Consider the following 18,418-nt stretch of genomic DNA (forward strand, 5'->3'; position numbering starts at 1 on the left):
GGCGTCAGCGATTGATTCGCGAATGAAGAGATGGCATCCGTATGTTCACGGGTGCCATCTCAGCGCGAGCCCAGCACGTTCCAGACCAGGACGAGGACCGCGACCAGCAGCATCGACATGATGAGGCGGTGAACGAATCGGTTCATTGCCGCTCCCAACGGATTAGGTCGCGACTAAAGACCCACACGATTTTTCTCCGAGTTGACGCGCCATGCGCCCGAGAAGCGCATGGCGACCTGCATGTTTGCGCACGCGGCTGCGCACGCCGCTTGCGCGGCAGCCGTCGCACGCGTCCATTCATGATTGGTAAGAATTTCATGCTACCGACGCGAGCAACAATAACCATTCCGTCGAGGCCGTGATGAAGCTGCTGAGTCACCTCAAGATCCGCACCAAGCTCGCCAGCATGGTCTGTCTTTCGGCACTCACGGTCACGGCCATCATCGGGGTGTCGTCCGTGCTCAGCAAGAGCCGCATGCTGGAGGATCGCGTTCAGCAGATGCGGACCGCGGTCGACATGCTCCACAACCTCGCCCAATCACTCGAAGAGGAGGTCGGCGCCGGCAAGCTGACGCAGGCGGAAGCGAAAATCCAGTTCCATCTGCGCGGCCGCCGCATGAGCTTCAATGGCGGCCAAGGCTATCCGGTGGTCTATAACGCCGATACCTCGATCCTGATCAATGGCGCGAACCAGCAGCTCGAAGGCAAGATCACGGGCGCCAAGGACTCCAACGGTGTCCTCATCGCAGATGCGATCGTAACGGCCGGCAACCAGGCTGCTCAGGGCGGCGTAACCTCATATCTCTACCCCCGCCCCGGCCAGACGGAGCCCGTCCGCAAGACCGTTTTCGCGCGCAAATTCGCGCCCTGGAACGCGACGATCAGCTACGGCCTCTATGTCGACGACATCGACGCCGACGTGCGAGCCTTGACGCTGGAGCTGGGGGCGATTGGCATCGGCTTGATGCTGCTGATGGCGACACTGTCCTGGCTGATCGCCCGCGACGTGCTCGGCGCGCTCGATCGCCAGAAGAACCGCATGCAGGCCATTTCCGAAGGCGCCATCGACACGGCGGTCGAGGAGACCGGTCGCGGCGACGAGATCGGCCGCATGGCCGAGACCCTCGAAGTGCTCAGGCAGACCGCGCTGACGGCCCGCAAGCTGGAGGCGGAGCAGGTCGCCACCAAGACCCGCAGCGAACAGGAGAAGCGCGACGCGCTGATCTCGCTTGCCGACCGGTTCGATGCATCCGTCGGCCAGCTCGTCGGCCTGATGGCCTCGGGCTCCGGCGAGCTGGAGGTCACCGCCAAGTCGATGTCGTCGACCGCGGAAGGCACCAACCGCCGCGCCGCCGTCGTCGGCTCGGCCGCCACCGAAGCCAGCCAGCGCGTCCAGACGGTCGCGGCCGCCGCCGAGGAGCTCTCCTCCTCCATCACCGAGATCAGCCGTCAGGTCGCGCAGTCCGCCGTGGTCACCGGCCGCGCCGTGGACAGCGCACGCCGCACCGACACCATCGTGCGCGCTCTCTCGGACGGCGCCCAGCAGATCGAGCACGTCGCCGAGCTGATTTCCAGCATCGCGGCGCAGACCAATCTGCTCGCGCTCAATGCCACCATCGAGGCCGCACGCGCCGGTGAAGCCGGCCGCGGCTTTGCTGTCGTCGCTTCGGAGGTGAAATCGCTGGCGAGCCAGACTGCCGAAGCCACCCGCGAGATCGGCGACAAGATCGCCCAGATCCAGGGCGCGACCAAGGAAGCGGTGGACGCCATCGGCGGCATCACCGCCACCATCGAGGAGGTCAGCCGGATCGCCACCTCGATCGGCGCCGCGATCGAGGAGCAAGGCGCCGCCACCGCCGAGATCGCCCGCAGCGTCTCGCAGACCGCGGAGGCCACCCTGGAAGTCACCACCAATATCGGGGGCGTCAGCACGGCAGCGAACGAGACCGGCAATGCCGCAGGCATGGTGCTCGCAGCAGCCTCGAACCTCTCCAAGCAGGCCGAGCAGCTCTCTGGCGAAGTCGGGACCTTCCTTGCGGGCGTGCGCGCGGCGTAAGGCGGCGCGGAAACCAAGGTGTAGCCTCGCCACTAACGTCGCGCGAGGGTGCAGCCGCTCGATAGCTGGCGCGTCGACCCGGTCGAGCCATCGTTCGACTGCGACGGGAATTCCTCGAACGGCGAGTTCTGTTTGCCGGTGTTGAATTCGAAGATCTTGCGGAACAGACCGGGGGCCATCGCCGAAATCGGGTTGACGCGCATTACGGGCGCTGCCGGCGTGCCGACGACCTCGTAGGTCACGCCGATCAATCCTTCATTGTTGCCGCCGCCGAGGAAGATGCCGAACAACGGGATCTGGCCGAAGATGTTGTTGACGCCGTACATCGGGACGAAGGTGCCGCTCATACAAACCTGGTTGCCGGGAAAGTCGATTGAGCCCTCGATGGTGGCGCCGATCATCGGCCCCTTGACCACGCCGTCGCGGATCGTGAGCGCGCCGTTCTGCCGCGTGAACTCCGCGCGCATCGCCGTGAAGGCTACGCCGTTCTGGGCGCCGTTGGGAGCCCCCGCCGCGACGCGATCGAGTTGCTCCATTCCCTTGACCGAGAAGTCGCGCACGTTGATCAGGCCTTCCCGTGTCGTAGGCTCCGACGTCGGCGGCTCCATGGCCACCACCATCTGGCCGCCGAAGACCTTGTTGGTGGTGTCTGTGAAGCGCAGGAAGTTGCCGGCATCGCTGGTCTGGAGATAGATGACCTCGCGGTTGCCCTGGGCGCGGCCGCCGCGCAGGTCGGCTGCCACGGGCGTGTCTTTTCCGATCCTGCCGCTCAGCGTGAAGGCTTTGACCGCACCATTGCGCCGCGACATCTTGGCGTCGACGCTGCGCATCGCCTCGCCGTTGAAACCCATGACGGCGCCGAGCTTCACGTCGATGTCGAAATCGAGGTTCTTCGTCTTGCTCTTGGCATCGTCCTTGGAATTGCCTGAGATCGCCGACTTCAGGAAGCCGCGGCCGTCGAATACGTCGCCGCGCATCGTACCCTTGAGCACGCCGTCCTGGCTGCGCTCCACTTTCAGTGAGGCCTTGTCGCCGTCGGATGGCGCGTAGGTCGGGAAGTTCGCGTTCATGAGCTCGCCGTTGGCATCGACCTCGAGCGCCCCCTTGATCGAGGCGCCGCCGCCTTCGATGACGATGTCCTCCAGACGCGTCGATTGCGCCGTCGGCACCACCTTGAAGCTGGCCTTGCCCGCTCTGCCCGGCAGCTTGACCCAGCCGGGCAGGATGTTGTCGAGCTTGACCGAGGTCAGGTCGGCCTCGATGCCGAGCTTCGTCGTCTGGTCGGGTCCCCCGGCGATCTTGCCCGACAGCCTGATCGGCACCGATCCGCTGACGGCGGGACCCAGATCGAATCCGAGGCGCGCGCGGCTCGCATCGTCCAGCGTGGTCTGCAGTTTGACGTCCGCATCGCCCTCGGCCGGCTTGCGGTAATCGAGCGAGGCCGCCTGCCCGTTGATCTTGACGTCGCCCTTGACCTGATAGCCCTGGTTGCTCGCGACGATCTTGAGGTTGTTGGCCTCCAGCTTTTGGTTCATCACCAGCTTGTCGGCACCAAAACCGTTGAGATCGGCCGTAACGCTGTAGGTGGTGTCGGCTTTGGTCAGCTCGCCCTTGACCGGCAGCCCAAGCTGGACGTTCGCCGAGAACGTCCCCTTGCTAGTATTGGGATCGATGACGGTCGACGACAGATCGCTCAAGCGATCGTTGGAAAGCATTTCGGCGGCCGCAGGCACCGGACCTTCGACACGAAACCTCGTCCGCGACGGCGACGGCTTGGGTGCCATATCGGGCACCTCGAAAACAAAGTCGGAAATCGTGACCTTGCGGCCCGCCGGCGTATCGGCAATGCCCTGCCCGATATTCACCGTCGCGGTGCGGCCGGTCACGCGCGCCTTCAAATCGGCATCGTGCACCACGGGCAGGCCATCGACGGGGCGAACCGTGACACCGCTCGCCACGATATTGACCGACAAGCCGTCGTCGGGAATGGGTGGGCCCTTGCGCGGAAGATTCTTCGTCGGTGAATTAACACCGATCTCGATGCGCTGGAGCGTTCCACGCTCGATCCGCTCGATCACCCATTCGCGCAACTCGGGAACGACAAGGGTCGGCCACATCCGCTTGAGCGCGGAGGCCGACATCGGCGTTCCCGCGAAACCCAATGTCAGCCGCGGCTCGCCCGAATAGTCGATGGCACCGGTGCCGGCGACGCCGATCTCTCCGTTGGAGATATCGGCCTGCGTCAACAGCAGCCTCTTGTGGTCGGTGTCGAAGCGGAAGCCGATCGCAATACGGTTGAAGACCAGCGGCGGCTCGTTGTCGATGCCGCCGAGCAGGATCGAACCGCCGCTGAAACCGAGCTGCCAGTCATTCACGGTGCCGTTGGGCGGCTCGACATGAGCCAGAAGCGTCAGACGGTTCGCGCCCGAGAGGACCTTGAACGGAGCGACCAGCACCCGCCGATTGGCGTCCCACTCGACATTGATCTCGGCCGAGTCGATCGCCATCGGATAATCGGGCGTATCGGTGTCGATGATGTTGCCCGCACCGACCGTGATCTTGCCGCGAAAGAAAGTCGGCACGCCGTCGCGGCCGAGCTCGCCCTTGAGCTCGCCGGTCAGCGGCAGGTCGGCGGTGTAGGTGAGGTCCTTCACCCGCAGCGCCAGCAGGATGTTGGCGGTCGAGACCTTGTCGGCGCGGATATCGACCGAGCGCACGCCGTTCTCGGTGGGGCCGATCGTGGCACGCAACGACCACGGACGCGCGCCCTCTTCACCGAGGCTGAGCGCGACGCCGCCACGGCTCGGTCGGCGCAGGCTGAGCGTGATGTTCTCAAACGTCCATTTGCTGCCGCGCTGCTGGTCGTCGACGATCAGATTGCCGTTCTTCAGGCCGATCTCGTTGAGATTCTGGCCGTCGAGGCCGGTCATGCTCAGACTGTCGAGCCAGTCGAGGCCCTGAAGAATGCCAGTCGGGGACGTGGCCTGGGGCGCGGCTTGCGGTGCGTCGGAGGTCGCAGGCTCGGTGGCGAATGGCGGCGGTGGCACACCGTTGCGCGGGAAAGTCGGCGGCAGTCCCGCGTCCCTTTTGGAGGCGACGCCGGTTGCGAGCGGCTTTGCGGTGTCGCCGGCCGACACCGTGACGGTGCCGTCAGGCGCGATCCGGATTGCGAGCTCGGCATCGACGAGGTTGAGGCTTTCGGCGCGCAGATGCCCCATCAGCAGGCCCGCACCCGACAGCTTCACCTCGGCCTTCGGCGCGGTGGCGACAATGACGTGATCGTGGTCGCGCACGACGATATCACGGATGCGCACGGCGATGCGGATCCGCCCGGCCCGCTCGATCTGCGTGCCGCCGACCTCCACGGTGTTGCCGTGACCGATATTGTCCTCGATCGCGGCCGCGAGCCACGGCGTCGCAATGTCGAGATTGATGGGACCGGCGCCGAGCCGCCACCACAGCGCGCCGAAACAGCCGACGAAGATGACGACCAGGACACCGACGACCACGGCCACGCGCTTCAGCCAGCGACCGCCGCCCAACCAGCGGCGCAACGGCCCAAACCCGTCAGCGAAGCGATGGAAGCCCGAATTGGAACGCGACAACAGCCGGCGCGCCCGATGGCCCGCCGCCGCTTCCTGATCCGGATCCCAGTCGGCGTCGTCCCATTGCTGCTGCTCTGGTTGGCTGCCGCGTCGATCCAAATCCCGATTGTAATCCTGGGGCGACGTATTCCTTGCCATTGCCTCTCGATACAGGCGCCCGTCGTGGGATTGAGCGCCGCCGGGGCCGCAGCCGTCGACGGGAAGCGAAGCTTCCCGCGCCGGCATTGCCGCCATACCTCGAATATTCCTTCTGTTCGTCATGTCGCCCCGGGAGCGCGTTCAACGAGCAGTGGGGTGGTGCGTGGAATTCCTTGTAACCAGACTCCGGCGTCGTCAGACTCGCCCCGCCGAGGGCACGATTCCGGCATAGCGGAAAAGGGCTGCAATACCGCTTTGGTTGACCCGCCGAAAGCGACGAAAGGAAGGCGTATGTCCAAGAAATCCCGAAAGAAATCGTCCAAAACGCCCTCCGTCACTCCGACGGCTAAAAAGACGCCCGTGAAAGCGCGGGCTGCGACTCAAACCAAGCTCGCGAAAACACAGCGGACACCGGCGAGCAAATCAACTGGGACCATAGCAAAGACAGCATCGCATAAGGCCGCATCGAAACGGTTAAATTCTTCCAAATCGGCATCCGCGCCTGAAACGGCGGCGAAGGCCGGCTTGGCTGAGGGGCAGAAGGCTCCCGCCTTCCGCCTGCCCCGCGACGGCGGCGGCGTCGTCGCGCTGTCGGATTATACCGGCCAGAAGCTGGTCCTGTTCTTCTACCCCCGCGCCGACACGCCGGGCTGCACCACGGAGGCCATCGATTTCACCCGGCTCACCGGCGCCTTCGCCAAGGCTGGCACCGCCGTGCTCGGTATCTCCGCCGATCCGGTCAAGGCTCAGGACAAGTTCCGGGACAAGCACGGTCTCGGCGTGCCCCTCATCTCGGACGAGACGCACGAGATGCTGGAGGCCTACGGCGCCTGGGGCGAAAAGTCCATGTATGGCAAGAGCTTCCTGGGAATTCTTCGCACCACGATGCTGCTTGGCGCCGACGGCAAGATCGCGCGGATCTGGCGCAATGTCCGGGTCGAAGGCCACGCCGACGAGGTGCTGGAAGCCGCAAGGCGCCTTTAACCAATCATTTAAATTCAAGGGGTTCCGTTTCCGGAAAATTAACCATGACCGGCCCAGATTGCCGCGGCAATTAGGCCGCACGGACTCATCCGATCGGCGCGGGAGTGCCGATGTCGAAAAGTTCTGCCCAACTCTCGCAGTACCCCCAACATCACCCGCACGACCATGGACGGGCCTTTCATCGCCGTGCCGCCGCAGTGGCAACCGCGCTTCCCCTTCCGGACACCGACGACGCCTACACCATCGTGCATCACGGCAAGCAGGTTCGCCTGGGACCTGTGGTGTTCTGGATCGTGGTCGGCACTGTCGTGTTGCTCGGGCTCTGGTCGGCCGCAACCGCGACCTATTTCGCCTTCCGCGACGACGTCCTCACCCGGCTGATCGCCCGGCAGGCCGAGATGCAATACGCCTATGAGGACCGCATCGCCGAGCTGCGCGCCAAGGTCGACCGCACCACCAGCCGGCAGCTGCTCGACCAGGAGCAGTTCGACCAGAAGCTCGACCAGATCATGAAGCGCCAGACGGCGCTGGAGTCCCGTGCCACGGCGCTCGGGTCCATGCCGGACGTGACCGGATCGATTCCACGTTCCACCCCGCAGCGTGGCGATGCCAGCCAGACGACGCAGGGCACGCCAAAGCCCTCGCCGATCAGCGACACCGTGATCTTCGTGGCGCCGCCGGATCGCGAAGCGCGGCTCGAATCGCGCGCGCCGACCCTCGCAGCTCCGCCCGTCAATCAATTCGCCAAGAACCAGGGGTTCGACAACGTCGTCGTTCGGCTCACGACCTCGCTGGACCAGGTCGAGCGTCGCCAGATGGCGGCGCTCAACGCCGTCGAGGAAGGCATGGATTCGCGCATGCGCCGGATGCGCGGCGTCGTCAGCGATCTCGGCCTGAACCTCGCAAATCTCGAAGCCGCCGTGCCGCGCACCGCGATGGGCGGGCCGTTCGTGCCTGTTAAAATCACCGCCAGTTCGGGGCCGTTCGAGAAGCAGCTCTATCGCATCAACAACACCCGAGCCGAGATGGACCGGCTCAATCGCACGCTCGCGCTCGTGCCCTATCGCAAGCCCGTCATCGGCGAGGTCGAGTTCACCTCCGGCTTCGGCGTGCGCAGCGATCCGTTCCTCGGCCGGCCCGCGATGCATACCGGGCTCGACTTCCGCGCCGCGAGCGGCGATCCCGTTCGCGTCACCGCCAACGGCAAGGTCGTCTCGGCCGGCTGGTCCGGCGGCTACGGCCGCATGATCGAGGTCGATCACGGCAATGGCCTTGCGACGCGCTATGGCCATCTCTCCGAGATCAATGTCCGGGTCGGCGAGATCGTGAGAATCGGCCAGGTCGTTGGTCTCGTCGGGTCGACCGGCCGTTCCACCGGGCCGCATCTGCACTATGAAACCCGGATCGACGGCGAAGCGGTCGATCCGCAGAAGTTCTTGCGCGCCGGCGTGCGACTCAGCGCGGGCTAGGCTCGTTGAGAGCGCGCTCGTCTCGTCCCAGGTTTACATGGCGGAACTTCGGAGTTCCCTTCGCGTTAGGTCGCAGGTCCTCAATGGCGCGATCTTCTGATGCAACAGACCCATACGAAAGCTCGTCCGGCCAAGGGCAAAGCGGACCAGCCACGTAACAACGCGGCTCAACTCTTCAGCGATATTGCTAACCGAACATCTCAAGCGGCCGGGCGAGCGCTGACATTCATGATTGCAGCCGGCATCATCCTGGTTTGGGCGGTCACCGGTCCCATCTTCCATTACTCCGACACATGGCAGTTGGTGATCAACACCGGCACCACCATCGTGACATTCCTGATGGTCTTCCTGATTCAGAATTCCCAGAATCGCGATAGCGCGGCCATTCAGGTGAAGCTCGACGAACTGATCCGGGTGAGCGCGGTGCAAAATTCCTTCGTGGGAATTGAGCATTTGACCGACGACGAGCTCGACGAGATCCGCACCAAATGTGAGCTTCGCGCCAAGGCCGAAAAGGTCGGAGACGAGACAGTCAAGAATACCGGCAAGAAGGCGAAACGCGCCGCCGATCTCGTCACCGAATAAGCGGACGGATGCCGGGAACGACGAGGTGCGCAGCTTCGTTCGCAATCGCAACGCTTCGGCAGGCTCGCCCCGTCTTCATCACACCAGGCAACTGGCCCGCCGCGGAGCCAGCCCTGACTATTGGCCGCGCTCGTGGCCGACCTCACCGGTGATGACGTCGCCGAACAACTCCCAAGCCTGGCCGTTGAAGCGCATCAGCTGCATCTGCTCGATCGGAAAATAATCGTCGGCCGAAGTGTTGACCATGATCCCGGGCAGCATCAGGTCGGTGTGAAAATCCTTCAGGCTGGTGGCCTGCTTCATCACGTTGTCACGGGTGAGATTGTCGCCGCACTGCCTCAGCACCTGCGCCATCGCCTCCGCCTGGACGTAGCCATAAAGGTTGTTGGCGTTGGTCTTGTCCCCTTCGGGATAGTACTTATCCATGAAGGTGCGCCACGCGACGACCGCCGGATCCTTGTCCCAGGTCGGGTCGGTCGGATCCTTCAAATATGCTGTCGAGATGATATCCTTGGCATAGTCGAGCCCGGCGGGCTTGAGCACCGAGGCGATCGAGGTAGCCGTATTGGCGAGGAAGAATTTTGGCTTCCAGCCGAGCTCGCCGACCTTCCGGATCGCCTGTGCCGAGCCTTTCGGCGCGGCCCATGAGAAGAAGATGTCGGCGCCGGAATCGTGAAGCGCAACGATCTGCGAGTCGATCGAGGGATCGCTGACCTCATAGGATTTGTCGGCGATGATCATATCGGCCTTGTCACCGAGTCCGTCCTTCAGGCCCTTGAACTGGTCCTTGCCAGCATCGTCGTTTTGCCAAAGAACTGCGATCTTGCTGTTGGGGAAGTTGTCGCGGATATACTTCGCGTAGATCCGCCCCTCGCTCTGGTAGTTCGGCTGGAAGCCCATGGTCCAAGGGAAATTCTTGGGGTCGCCGAATTTGGTGCCGCCGGAGGCGACGAAGAGCTGCGGCACCTTCTTGGCGTTCATGTATTTCATGATGGCGGAGTTCGAAGGCGTGCCGAGCGGCTGGAAGATCAGCAACACCTCGTCGCTCTCGACCAGCTTGCGCGCCTGCTCGATCGCCTTTGGCGGCGAATATGCGTCGTCATAGCTGATGAAATTGATCTTGCGACCGTTGATGCCGCCCTGGTCGTTGATCATCTTGAAGAACGCGGCCTCGGTCTTGCCGATCACGCCATAGGACGACGCCGGCCCGCTATAGGGCATGATGTTGCCGAGCTTGATTTCGGTGTCGGTGGCGCCGGGATCGTATTTCTTCTGCGCCAGGGCCGGCGTCGTGACGAGCACGCCGGCAGCAAGAATGGCGAGGGCAGCAAGGTTATTGCGACGACCCAGCATCGTTCTCTCCCCTGTTTTGTAGTCTTGTTTTGCCGAGAGTGTCGCAAGCTCGCTTACGGCTGGCAAGCGCCGCGATTTTCCGTGAGATGAAACGAGCGCTCCAGAACTATGTGCCGCGCCGCAGCAGGTCCAGAACGCGCCCGTCGATCACCAGCAATGCGCTGCCGATCACGATCGCGCCCGCGATCTCTCGCATCCAGATCGGCTCGCCCAGCACAAGCCATCCCAGAAGAATGGCGGTGACGGGAATGAGCAGTGTCACCAGCATCACATTGGTCGCGCCCGACCGCCGCAGGATCTGGAAGAAGACGATATAGGCGAGCGCCGTCGACAACCCGGCAAGGCCAAGCACCGCCAGCCAAATCGTCACGCCCGGCATTGGGAAACGCCACGGCTGCTCCATTGCGCCAGCGACGATCGCCATCATCACCGTGGAAGCCATCAGTTGAAACGCGGCCGTCCCCAGCGGGGCTGCGTCCTTCAACAACCGCCGCGCCGCCAGCGCGGCAAAGCCATAGCTCAAGGCGCCACCGAGACAGAGCAGGATGCCGAGCCCCTGCCCCGCCCGTGTCTCGACGCCCCATCCGCGCAGGATGATCACGCCGGCGAGACCCAGTGCCACGCCGACGACGCGCCGCAGCCGCAAAGCCTCTTCGCCTGCCGCCGCCATCACGATGACCGTGAAGAGTGGCGTGGTGGCATTCAGGATCGACGCCAGCCCGCTCGGAATGAAGGTCTGGCCGACCACTATCAGCGAGAACGGAATGACGTTGTTGAGGAGCCCAATCGCGACGAACGGCTTCCAGCCGGCGATGCCCTTGGGAAAGCCAATACCCTGGATACGGAGCAGCGGTAGCAGAATGGCGGCGCCAAGTGCAACGCGCAAAAGCACCAGCGTGAGCGGCGGCAATTCCCGCAGCGCCGCGCCGTTGAAAAAGAACGAGCCGCCCCAGAGCACCGAGAGCACCGTGAGCAGCGACCAGTCGCGCGCGTCGATACGGTTGTCGTTCGGGGACATGGGCGTCTCACAGCGATGGTCCGATCTGCTAGGACTGCGCGACCAGAATTGCCACCCGATTTCTGGGTAAAGGGCGAGATTCAGGATCGATCGCGACTTCGCGCGTCAACCGCGATATCCGCAACCACCGCCCCAATGACCAGGGCACCGCCAACAAGGGCGTGGACAGCAGGTATCTCGCGAAAGGCAATCCAGATCCAGAACGGCATCAGCGGCGTTTCCAGCGTCGCAATCAGGGAAGCCTGGCTCGACGGCAGGAGGCGCGAGCCGAGCATGTAGAATGTCAGCCCCAGCGCCACCTGAAAGCAGCCGAACATCGCGAGGATCGCGAGGTTGGCGCTGTCGATATGGACGAGGTCGTGCGCAAACGGAAGGCTGACGAGGCTTCCCAGGAAATTCGACAACGCCGCCGCTGCCACCATCGATGTCTCCTGGTAGCGTCGGATCACAACCGTCATCGCCGAGATGGCGAGTACCATGAGGCAACTCAGCGCCACGCCTCCAACATCAGCCCCGGCTTCGATGCCTCCGACCGTGATGGCGACGCCGCCAAAGGCAACGAGGCTCGCGATCAGGGTACGCCATGTTACGGCTTCGCCAAGCCACAGCCACGCCAGCGCCGCGGCCACGAACGGCTGCGTGGAGATCAGCACAGCCACATTCATCACCTTGGTCATCTGGAGCGCGGGGATGAAGGAAACCATGCCGAGCGTGGACAATGAGGCGACGAGCAAGCCGCCGCGTCCCGGCGCCACCAATTGCCGCAGCGCGCCGCGTCCCTGCATCACGACGAGAAACACCGAGATCAGACTGCCGCCGAACACGCCGCGCCAGAACAGAATGGTCCAGGGATCGAACGGCAACAGACGTGTGAAGAACGGCGCCGTGCTCCAGGCAATCGCAGCTGATATGACGAGGGCAATGCCGAGACCGCGTTCCGAACGAGGCTGCCCCATGTCGATGCGGCCGCTAGGACGGTTTCTTCGGCCGCGACACCAGTTCGATCATCTTGCCTTCGTCGTCGTCAGGCATCGCGGCCTTCGCTTGCGCGTAGGCTTCCACCGCGGCGCGCGCGACCAGCGGCTTGTCGGCCAGCAGGCTCTCGGCGAGCTTCACCGCGTAGGCGGCATCCTTGTGCCGCAGCGCTGCCGTGAATGTCGCGCCGGAGAAATCGCGGGAGACCATGCGCTTGGAATGACGCTGCACCTGCGGGCTCGCGGCCACGCCAGCCTGAATCGACTCCAGCACGAGGTTCATGTCGAGCCCGGCCTGCTCGGCAATGGCAAGCCCCTCGGCGAGGCCGGCGATCTGGATCGCGCCCATCAGATTGTTGATCAGCTTGTAGACCGTGCCGGAACCGACCGCGCCGAAATGGCGGATGGTCGAGCCGATCGGCGTCAGATAAGGCCGCGCGCGTTCGAGATCGGCGGCATCGGCACCAACGAGCAACGTCAGCTTTCCGCTCGCGGCCGCATCCGGCAATCCCGTCACGGGGCAATCGATATAGATCAGCCCGCGAGCGTTCATCTCGCGGCCCATCTCGCGCGCATGGTCATAGGAGACGGTGGAGCATTCGATCGCAATGGTGCCGGCCTTCGCGGTCTTGGCTGCGCCCTCGGGCCCGAGCCAGACCGCACGCGAGGCCTCATCATCGGCGACCATGGTCACGACGGCGTCGGCGTCGATCGCCGCGTCCTCAGGCGAGGTCGCCCAGAGCGCGCCGCGCGCGATCAGGTCTTCCGCTTTTGTTTTACTGCGATTCCACAGCGTCACCGTGAAGCCAGCATCGAGATAGCGGCCGGCCATGCCATGGCCCATCCGCCCAAGCCCGATGAAGGCGATCCGGGGCATCAGTCGACGTCCTCGATGTCGGCGCCGGGAGTGCCGAAGGCGCGCTGCGCCAGGGTCGCGGCCATGAAGTCGTCGAGATCGCCACCGAGCACGCCTGATGTGTCGGAGGTCTGCACACCCGTGCGCAGGTCCTTCACCATCTGGTAGGGCTGGAGCACGTAGGAGCGGATCTGGTGGCCCCAGCCGATGTCGGTTTTGGCGGCCTGGTCGGCGGCGGCCTTCTCTTCGCGCCGCTTCAGCTCGATCTGGTAAAGCCGCGCGCGGAGCATGTCCCAGGCCTGCGCCTTGTTCTTGTGCTGCGAGCGGCCGGCCTGGCAGACCACGGCGACACCGGTCGGGATATGCGTCAGCCGCACCGCGGACTCGGTCTTGTTGACGTGCTGGCCGCCGGCACCACCGGAGCGCATGGTGTCGACGCGGACGTCGGATTCCTTGATGTCGATCTTGATGGTGTCGTCGATCACCGGAAACACAGCGACGGACGAGAACGAGGTGTGCCGCCGCGCGTTGGAATCGAACGGCGAGATCCGCACCAGGCGATGCACGCCCGCCTCGGTCTTCAGCCAGCCATAGGCATTGTGGCCGGAGACCTGGATGGTCGCGGACTTGATGCCGGCCTCTTCGCCCTCGGACTCTTCCAGCACCTCGACCTTGAAGCCGTGGGTTTCGGCCCAGCGCGAGTACATGCGAAGCAGCATCTGGGCCCAGTCCTGGCTTTCGGTGCCACCGGCGCCGGCATGCACTTCGAGATAGGAATCGAAACTATCCGCCTCGCCCGACAGCAACGCCTCGAGCTCGCGCCGGGCGACTTCCTTCTTGAGGGTCTTGAGCGCGGCTTCGGCTTCCTTGACAACGCCCTCATCGCCCTCGGCTTCGCCGAGCTCGATCATGCCGATGTCGTCTTCGAGCTCCTGCTCGACCTTGCCGATGCCGGAGAGCGCATCCTCAAGCGAGGTGCGCTCCTGCATCAATTTCTGGGCTTTCTGGGGATCGTTCCAGAGATTGGGATCTTCTGCGAGCTTGTTCAGCTCAGCGAGGCGCGCCGTCGATTTCTCGACGTCAAAGATGCCTCCTCAGCAGCCCGACAGACTGCTTGATCTCTTCTACCAACCGTTCGATTTCGGCGCGCATGTGGTTCTCTGGTCTCGCGGAATTTTTCCGCGTCTAATGACAACGGGATGTAGCGGCGGCGGCTGCAAAGCGCAACCGCCGCGGCGACGAACGTCTGTCTTGTCCTAAGCCTTAGTACAGCCCGCCGGTGCCCGGCCGCATGAAGAAACCGGAATCCGGCTGCTGCTGCTGCGACGCCGGCACGCCGCCTCGCCCATCGGCATCGGCAACGCCGATGACGGAGTAGTTATCCGGCGGCGCCGTGCCCGGCTTGAAGGCTTCGAGAATGGTTCCGCCGGTCTCGCCCGGACCGGCGCGCATGCCGGACTTGGCGACGACCCGCACCAGCTTGATGCCGGCCGGCACCTTGAACGGGACCGCGGGCTTGTCGGCGAGCGCGAGCTGGAGGAAGTCGCGTGCGATGGGAGCTGCGAGATGGCCGCCGGTCGCGGCGTTGCCCTTGCCGAGCGGACGCGGTTTGTCATAGCCCATATAGATGGCAACGGCGACGTCGGGCGAGAAGCCGACGAACCAGGCGTCCTTGGCCTCGTTGGTGGTGCCGGTCTTGCCGGCGATCGGCTTGCCGACCTGCTTGACCACGGTCGCGGTACCGGCCTGGACCACGCCTTCCATCAGCTCGGTGATCTGATAGGCGGTCATGGAATCCAGCACCTGCTCGCGGCGGTCGATCAGCTGCGGCTCGTTCTGGTTCTTCCAGCCGCCGGGCGCGTCACAGCCACGGCATTCGCGCTGGTCGTGCTTGAAGATGGTGTGGCCGTAGCGATCCTGGATGCGGTCGATCAGGGTCGGCTTCACCCGGCGGCCGCCATTGGCGAGCATCGAATAGGCCGTGACCATGCGCATCGCCGTGGTCTCGCCGGCGCCGAGCGCGTAGGACAGATAGTTCGGCAGTTCGTCATAGACACCGAAGCGGCGGGCATATTCGCCGATCAAGGGCATGCCGATGTCCTGGGCGAGGCGCACCGTCACCGTGTTGAGCGACTGCCGCAATGCGTTGCGCAGCGTCACCGGCCCCTGGAATTTGCCCGAGGAGAAGTTTTCAGGCCGCCACACGCCCGCGCCCTGGCCTTGATCGATTTCGATCGGGGCGTCGAGCACGACAGTCGAAGGCGTATAGCCGTTGTCGAGCGCAGCCGAATAGACGATCGGCTTGAACGACGAACCGGGCTGCCGATAGGCCTGCGTGGCGCGGTTGAACTGGCTCTGGTCGAAGGAGAAGCCGCCGACCATCGCCAGCACGCGGCCGGTCCAGGGGTCCATCACCACCATCGCGCCGGAGACTTCGGGGATCTGGCGCAGGCGGTATTGGCCTTCGACAGGTTGGGCGTCCTTGTAGAGCGGATCGGCGTAGATCACGTCACCGGGCTGGAGCACCTGCGACACCGCGCTCGCCGCCCTGCCCTTCGCAGCCCCAGAGGCCGCTCTTGCCCATTTGATGCCGTCGAGCGTGATGAGGCCGGTCTCGCGCTGCTTGCTGATGGCGCCGCCGAGTTCGCGGCTCGGCTGGAAGCCGATGCGCGCCGACTGGTCGCTGGTCTCCAGCACCACGGCCATGCGCCATGGCGAGATATCGGACAGAGACTTGATCTCGGCGAGCTTCACGCCCCAGTCGCCAGAAATGTCGAGCTTGCTGATGGCGCCGCGATAGCCCTGCTGCTCGTCATAGTTGACGAGACCGGCGACCATGGTCTTGCGCGCCATGACCTGAATCTTGGGATCGAGTGTGGTGCGGACCGAGAGACCGCCCTCGTATAACTTCTTCTCGCCATAACGCTCGAAGATGTCACGGCGCACTTCCTCGGCGAAATATTCGCCGGCGAAGGTGTGGGCGCCGTTGGAACGGCTGGTAACGGCCAGCGGCTCCTTGCGCGCCTTGTCGGCATCGGCCTGCTTGACCCAGCCGTTCTCAACCAGACGATCGATCACGTAATTGCGGCGCTCGATGGCGCGGTCGCGGTTGCGGACAGGATGCAGCGTCGCGGGCATCTTCGGCAGCGCCGCGAGATAGGACGCTTCCGCCACGGTCAGCTCGTTCACCGACTTGTCGAAATAAACCAGCGACGCAGCCGCGATTCCGTAGGCACCTAAGCCCAGATAGATTTCATTCAAATACAGCTCGAGGATCTTGTCCTTCGAGTAGGTCTTCTCGATCCGCATCGCCAGCAAGGCTTCCTTGATCTTGCGCGCGAAGGAGACCTCGTTGGTCAGAAGGAAGTTCTTGGCGACCTGCTGGGTGATCGTGGAAGCGCCCTGCGGACGGCGGTTGGAGCCGTAGTTCTGGATGTAGACCACGCCGGCCCGCGCCATGCCGGTGTAGTCGATGCCGCCATGCTCGTAGAAATTCTTGTCCTCGGCCGCAAGGAAGGCGTTGATCACGAGTTTCGGCACCGCCTGGATCGGCAGGTACAGCCGCCGCTCCTTGGCGTATTCGCCGAGCAGCGAGCCGTCGGTCGCGTGCACGCGGGTCATCACCGGCGGCTCGTAATCCTGAAGCTGAGAGTAGTCCGGCAAGTCCTTGGAGAAATGCCAGATCAGGCCTGCGACGGCACCGACCCCGACAAGGAACAACACCGTTCCCGCGGCGAACAGGAAGCCCATGAACCGCACCAGCAAGCGCATTATCTGTTTATCCGTTCAAACTCTGGATCAGCCCAAAGATCAGCCCTGGCACCAGAAACAGGCACCAAACCATCGCGAATTCACCGGCTTTACTCAATACTATTAGTGCCGGACTCAAGGCGCTTGCCGAGCGGGATTCTCGCCGATTCCGGAACCCCCTGCGGCGTTTTTATAAAGCGCCCGCTGTGGCCAAACTAGGGCTTTTGCGGCGGGACGGAAAATCACTCTCAATTCGACGATCCCCGGGTCGTCAATATGACGATCCCCCGGTCGTCAATTCGACGATCCGGCCGTGGCCATCCGTTTGGCCAAAAATCCATCGATCGCCTGCGCCATCGAGCCCACGGCACGCGACCGCCATCCCTCGGAGACCAGATGCTCGAGGTCGCCCTTGTTGGAGACATAGCCGATCTCCACCAGGACCGACGGCACGTCGGGGGCCTTCAGCACCCGGAAGCCGGCTGACTTCAGGGGATGCTTGTGCATCCGCACCGTCGACTTCATTTCGCCCATCAACAGGCGGGCAAAACGGCTTGAAAAGGTACGGGTTTCCCGCTGGGTGAGATCGATCAGGATGTCGGCGACATCGGTCGGCTCCTCCGCGAGGTTGAAGCCGGCAATGGCGTCCGCCCGGTTTTCCGCATCCGCCAGCCGCTGCGCCTCGGCGTCGGAGGCCTTGTCGGACAACGTGTAGATGGTCGCGCCCTGCGCATCGCCCTCGGCGCGCGGCAGCGCGTCGGCATGGATCGAGACGAACAACGCCGCCTTGAGGTTGCGGGCGACTTTGACCCGGTCGTTGAGCGGGATGAAGGTGTCGTCGTCACGTGTCATCACCACGCGATATTTGCCGGTCTTTTCCAGCCGTTCGCGCAGCGCCAGGCCAAAGGCCAGCACCAGATTCTTCTCGCTCTCGCCGCTCGACTGCGTGCCGTTGTCGATGCCGCCATGGCCGGGATCGATGACGACCACCGCGCGGCCATCGGCCTTCTGGCCGGCTTCAGGGTGGGCAGATGCGGGAACCGTCGCGGGCGGCGGATCGGCAATAGCCGGCCGCAGCTCAGGACGGTTTTCCGGAGCCAGCGACGGCACGAAGGCGGTGCGCTCGACCTCCTCCATTTCGAGCACCAGCCGCGCCGGCTGGCCGTTGGCAGCCTCCACCACGTAGGAATTGGCGATCTTGGCCGGGCCCGTCAGGTCGAACACGATTCGGGAGCCGCCGGGCATCACCAGCCCATAGCGGAAGGCCTTGACCAGTCCGCGTCCGCCGGACCCGGTCCCGGCGGGAAGTTGAAAATTGACCTGGGGAACGTCAACCACCACCCGATACGGGTCGGCCAGAGTGACTGCGCGGAAGCTAACGGTCTGATCGATGTCGAGGACAAAGCGAGTCTGCCTGCCGTCCCCGGCCAGTCGGGCGGCCGAGGCCGTTGGGAAATTCGCTGATGCAACAGGGAGTTGAGGCTGACTTTCCGCGGCCTTCAGGCGCGAGGAATCAGCACACGGCAATGCCGCCGCGCAGAGCAGCACGCATCCCAGCAGGATCCTTTGATTTGCGCGGCTCGCCACCGATTCCGTGCCTCCGAGCAGCCTCTTTAACGCAATAGAACCA

12 protein-coding genes are annotated in these 18,418 nt (G+C 64.1%); 4 read left to right on the forward strand and 8 right to left on the reverse strand.

Annotated features, from left to right (window positions below; all coding sequences use genetic code 11):
• The first annotated feature begins 361 nt into the window (after positions 1–361).
• The gene (locus BcanWU425_RS22225) at positions 362–2,056 is read left to right on the forward strand and encodes a methyl-accepting chemotaxis protein (protein ID WP_204511088.1); all 1,695 of its coding nucleotides are present in this window, start codon (positions 362–364) and stop codon (positions 2,054–2,056) included.
• A gap of 32 nt (positions 2,057–2,088) precedes the next feature.
• On the opposite strand, the gene BcanWU425_RS22230 is transcribed toward BcanWU425_RS22225, so the two are convergent.
• Positions 2,089–5,886 (reverse strand): YhdP family protein, encoded by a 3,798-nt coding sequence (locus tag BcanWU425_RS22230; RefSeq protein WP_204513931.1) that lies wholly within the window; start codon positions 5,884–5,886, stop codon positions 2,089–2,091.
• A 204-nt stretch (positions 5,887–6,090) separates the two neighbouring features.
• Between BcanWU425_RS22230 and BcanWU425_RS22235 the strand changes: the two genes are divergently transcribed.
• The 3 genes from BcanWU425_RS22235 to BcanWU425_RS22245 all read left to right on the forward strand — a co-directional run bounded on the left by BcanWU425_RS22235 (position 6,091) and on the right by BcanWU425_RS22245 (position 8,837).
• Positions 6,091–6,783, forward strand: a complete 693-nt coding sequence (locus BcanWU425_RS22235; RefSeq protein ID WP_204513930.1) for a peroxiredoxin — start codon at positions 6,091–6,093, stop codon at positions 6,781–6,783.
• Between the two features lie 110 nt (positions 6,784–6,893).
• On the forward strand, positions 6,894–8,252 hold the full coding sequence (locus BcanWU425_RS22240; RefSeq protein ID WP_198957644.1) for a M23 family metallopeptidase: 1,359 nt from the start codon (positions 6,894–6,896) through the stop codon (positions 8,250–8,252).
• A 99-nt stretch (positions 8,253–8,351) separates the two neighbouring features.
• Positions 8,352–8,837: a low affinity iron permease family protein gene (locus BcanWU425_RS22245; protein WP_204511087.1), complete on the forward strand. Its 486-nt coding sequence runs from the start codon at positions 8,352–8,354 to the stop codon at positions 8,835–8,837.
• Positions 8,838–8,954: 117 nt separating this feature from the next.
• Here the strand turns inward: BcanWU425_RS22245 and BcanWU425_RS22250 are convergent, their stop codons facing one another.
• The 7 genes from BcanWU425_RS22250 to BcanWU425_RS22280 all read right to left on the reverse strand — a co-directional run bounded on the left by BcanWU425_RS22250 (position 8,955) and on the right by BcanWU425_RS22280 (position 18,375).
• A complete protein-coding gene (locus tag BcanWU425_RS22250; protein WP_018454467.1) occupies positions 8,955–10,190 on the reverse strand; it encodes an ABC transporter substrate-binding protein in 1,236 nt (411 codons plus the stop codon).
• A gap of 106 nt (positions 10,191–10,296) precedes the next feature.
• Complete coding sequence (locus BcanWU425_RS22255) at positions 10,297–11,208, reverse strand: DMT family transporter (RefSeq protein WP_204511086.1); 912 nt, start codon at positions 11,206–11,208, stop codon at positions 10,297–10,299.
• Positions 11,209–11,288: 80 nt separating this feature from the next.
• A complete protein-coding gene (locus BcanWU425_RS22260) occupies positions 11,289–12,164 on the reverse strand; it encodes a DMT family transporter (RefSeq protein ID WP_204511085.1) in 876 nt (291 codons plus the stop codon).
• Positions 12,165–12,177: 13 nt separating this feature from the next.
• Positions 12,178–13,059, reverse strand: a complete 882-nt coding sequence (locus BcanWU425_RS22265; RefSeq protein ID WP_085353511.1) for an NAD(P)-dependent oxidoreductase — start codon at positions 13,057–13,059, stop codon at positions 12,178–12,180.
• A protein-coding gene (prfB, locus tag BcanWU425_RS22270) for a peptide chain release factor 2 (protein WP_143273426.1) occupies positions 13,059–14,190 on the reverse strand; the annotation gives its coding sequence in 2 pieces (ribosomal slippage) (positions 13,059–14,120 and positions 14,122–14,190; 1,131 coding nt in all). Before prfB ends, BcanWU425_RS22265 begins: the two co-directional genes overlap by 1 nt.
• 111 nt (positions 14,191–14,301) lie before the next feature.
• Positions 14,302–16,809, reverse strand: coding sequence for a penicillin-binding protein 1A (locus BcanWU425_RS22275; protein ID WP_018454472.1), 2,508 nt, complete (start codon positions 16,807–16,809; stop codon positions 14,302–14,304).
• 273 nt (positions 16,810–17,082) lie between these two features.
• Positions 17,083–18,375, reverse strand: coding sequence for an N-acetylmuramoyl-L-alanine amidase (locus tag BcanWU425_RS22280; protein WP_204511084.1), 1,293 nt, complete (start codon positions 18,373–18,375; stop codon positions 17,083–17,085).
• Positions 18,376–18,418 lie beyond the last annotated feature (43 nt).

Source organism: Bradyrhizobium sp. WU425, from assembly GCF_021052305.1.
Lineage (GTDB): Bacteria > Pseudomonadota > Alphaproteobacteria > Rhizobiales > Xanthobacteraceae > Bradyrhizobium > Bradyrhizobium canariense_D.

Excerpts from the sequence above, each read along its gene's own strand:
- BcanWU425_RS22275 (WP_018454472.1), bottom strand. The coding sequence starts at position 16,809 with ATGCGCTTGCTGGTGCGGTTCATGGGCTTCCTGTTCGCCGCGGGAACG.
- BcanWU425_RS22255 (WP_204511086.1), bottom strand. The coding sequence starts at position 11,208 with ATGTCCCCGAACGACAACCGTATCGACGCGCGCGACTGGTCGCTGCTC.
- BcanWU425_RS22225 (WP_204511088.1), top strand. The coding sequence starts at position 362 with ATGAAGCTGCTGAGTCACCTCAAGATCCGCACCAAGCTCGCCAGCATG.
- BcanWU425_RS22250 (WP_018454467.1), bottom strand. The coding sequence starts at position 10,190 with ATGCTGGGTCGTCGCAATAACCTTGCTGCCCTCGCCATTCTTGCTGCC.
- BcanWU425_RS22230 (WP_204513931.1), bottom strand. The coding sequence starts at position 5,886 with ATGCCGGCGCGGGAAGCTTCGCTTCCCGTCGACGGCTGCGGCCCCGGC.
- BcanWU425_RS22245 (WP_204511087.1), top strand. The coding sequence starts at position 8,352 with ATGCAACAGACCCATACGAAAGCTCGTCCGGCCAAGGGCAAAGCGGAC.
- BcanWU425_RS22260 (WP_204511085.1), bottom strand. The coding sequence starts at position 12,164 with ATGGGGCAGCCTCGTTCGGAACGCGGTCTCGGCATTGCCCTCGTCATA.
- BcanWU425_RS22265 (WP_085353511.1), bottom strand. The coding sequence starts at position 13,059 with ATGCCCCGGATCGCCTTCATCGGGCTTGGGCGGATGGGCCATGGCATG.
- BcanWU425_RS22235 (WP_204513930.1), top strand. The coding sequence starts at position 6,091 with ATGTCCAAGAAATCCCGAAAGAAATCGTCCAAAACGCCCTCCGTCACT.
- BcanWU425_RS22240 (WP_198957644.1), top strand. The coding sequence starts at position 6,894 with ATGTCGAAAAGTTCTGCCCAACTCTCGCAGTACCCCCAACATCACCCG.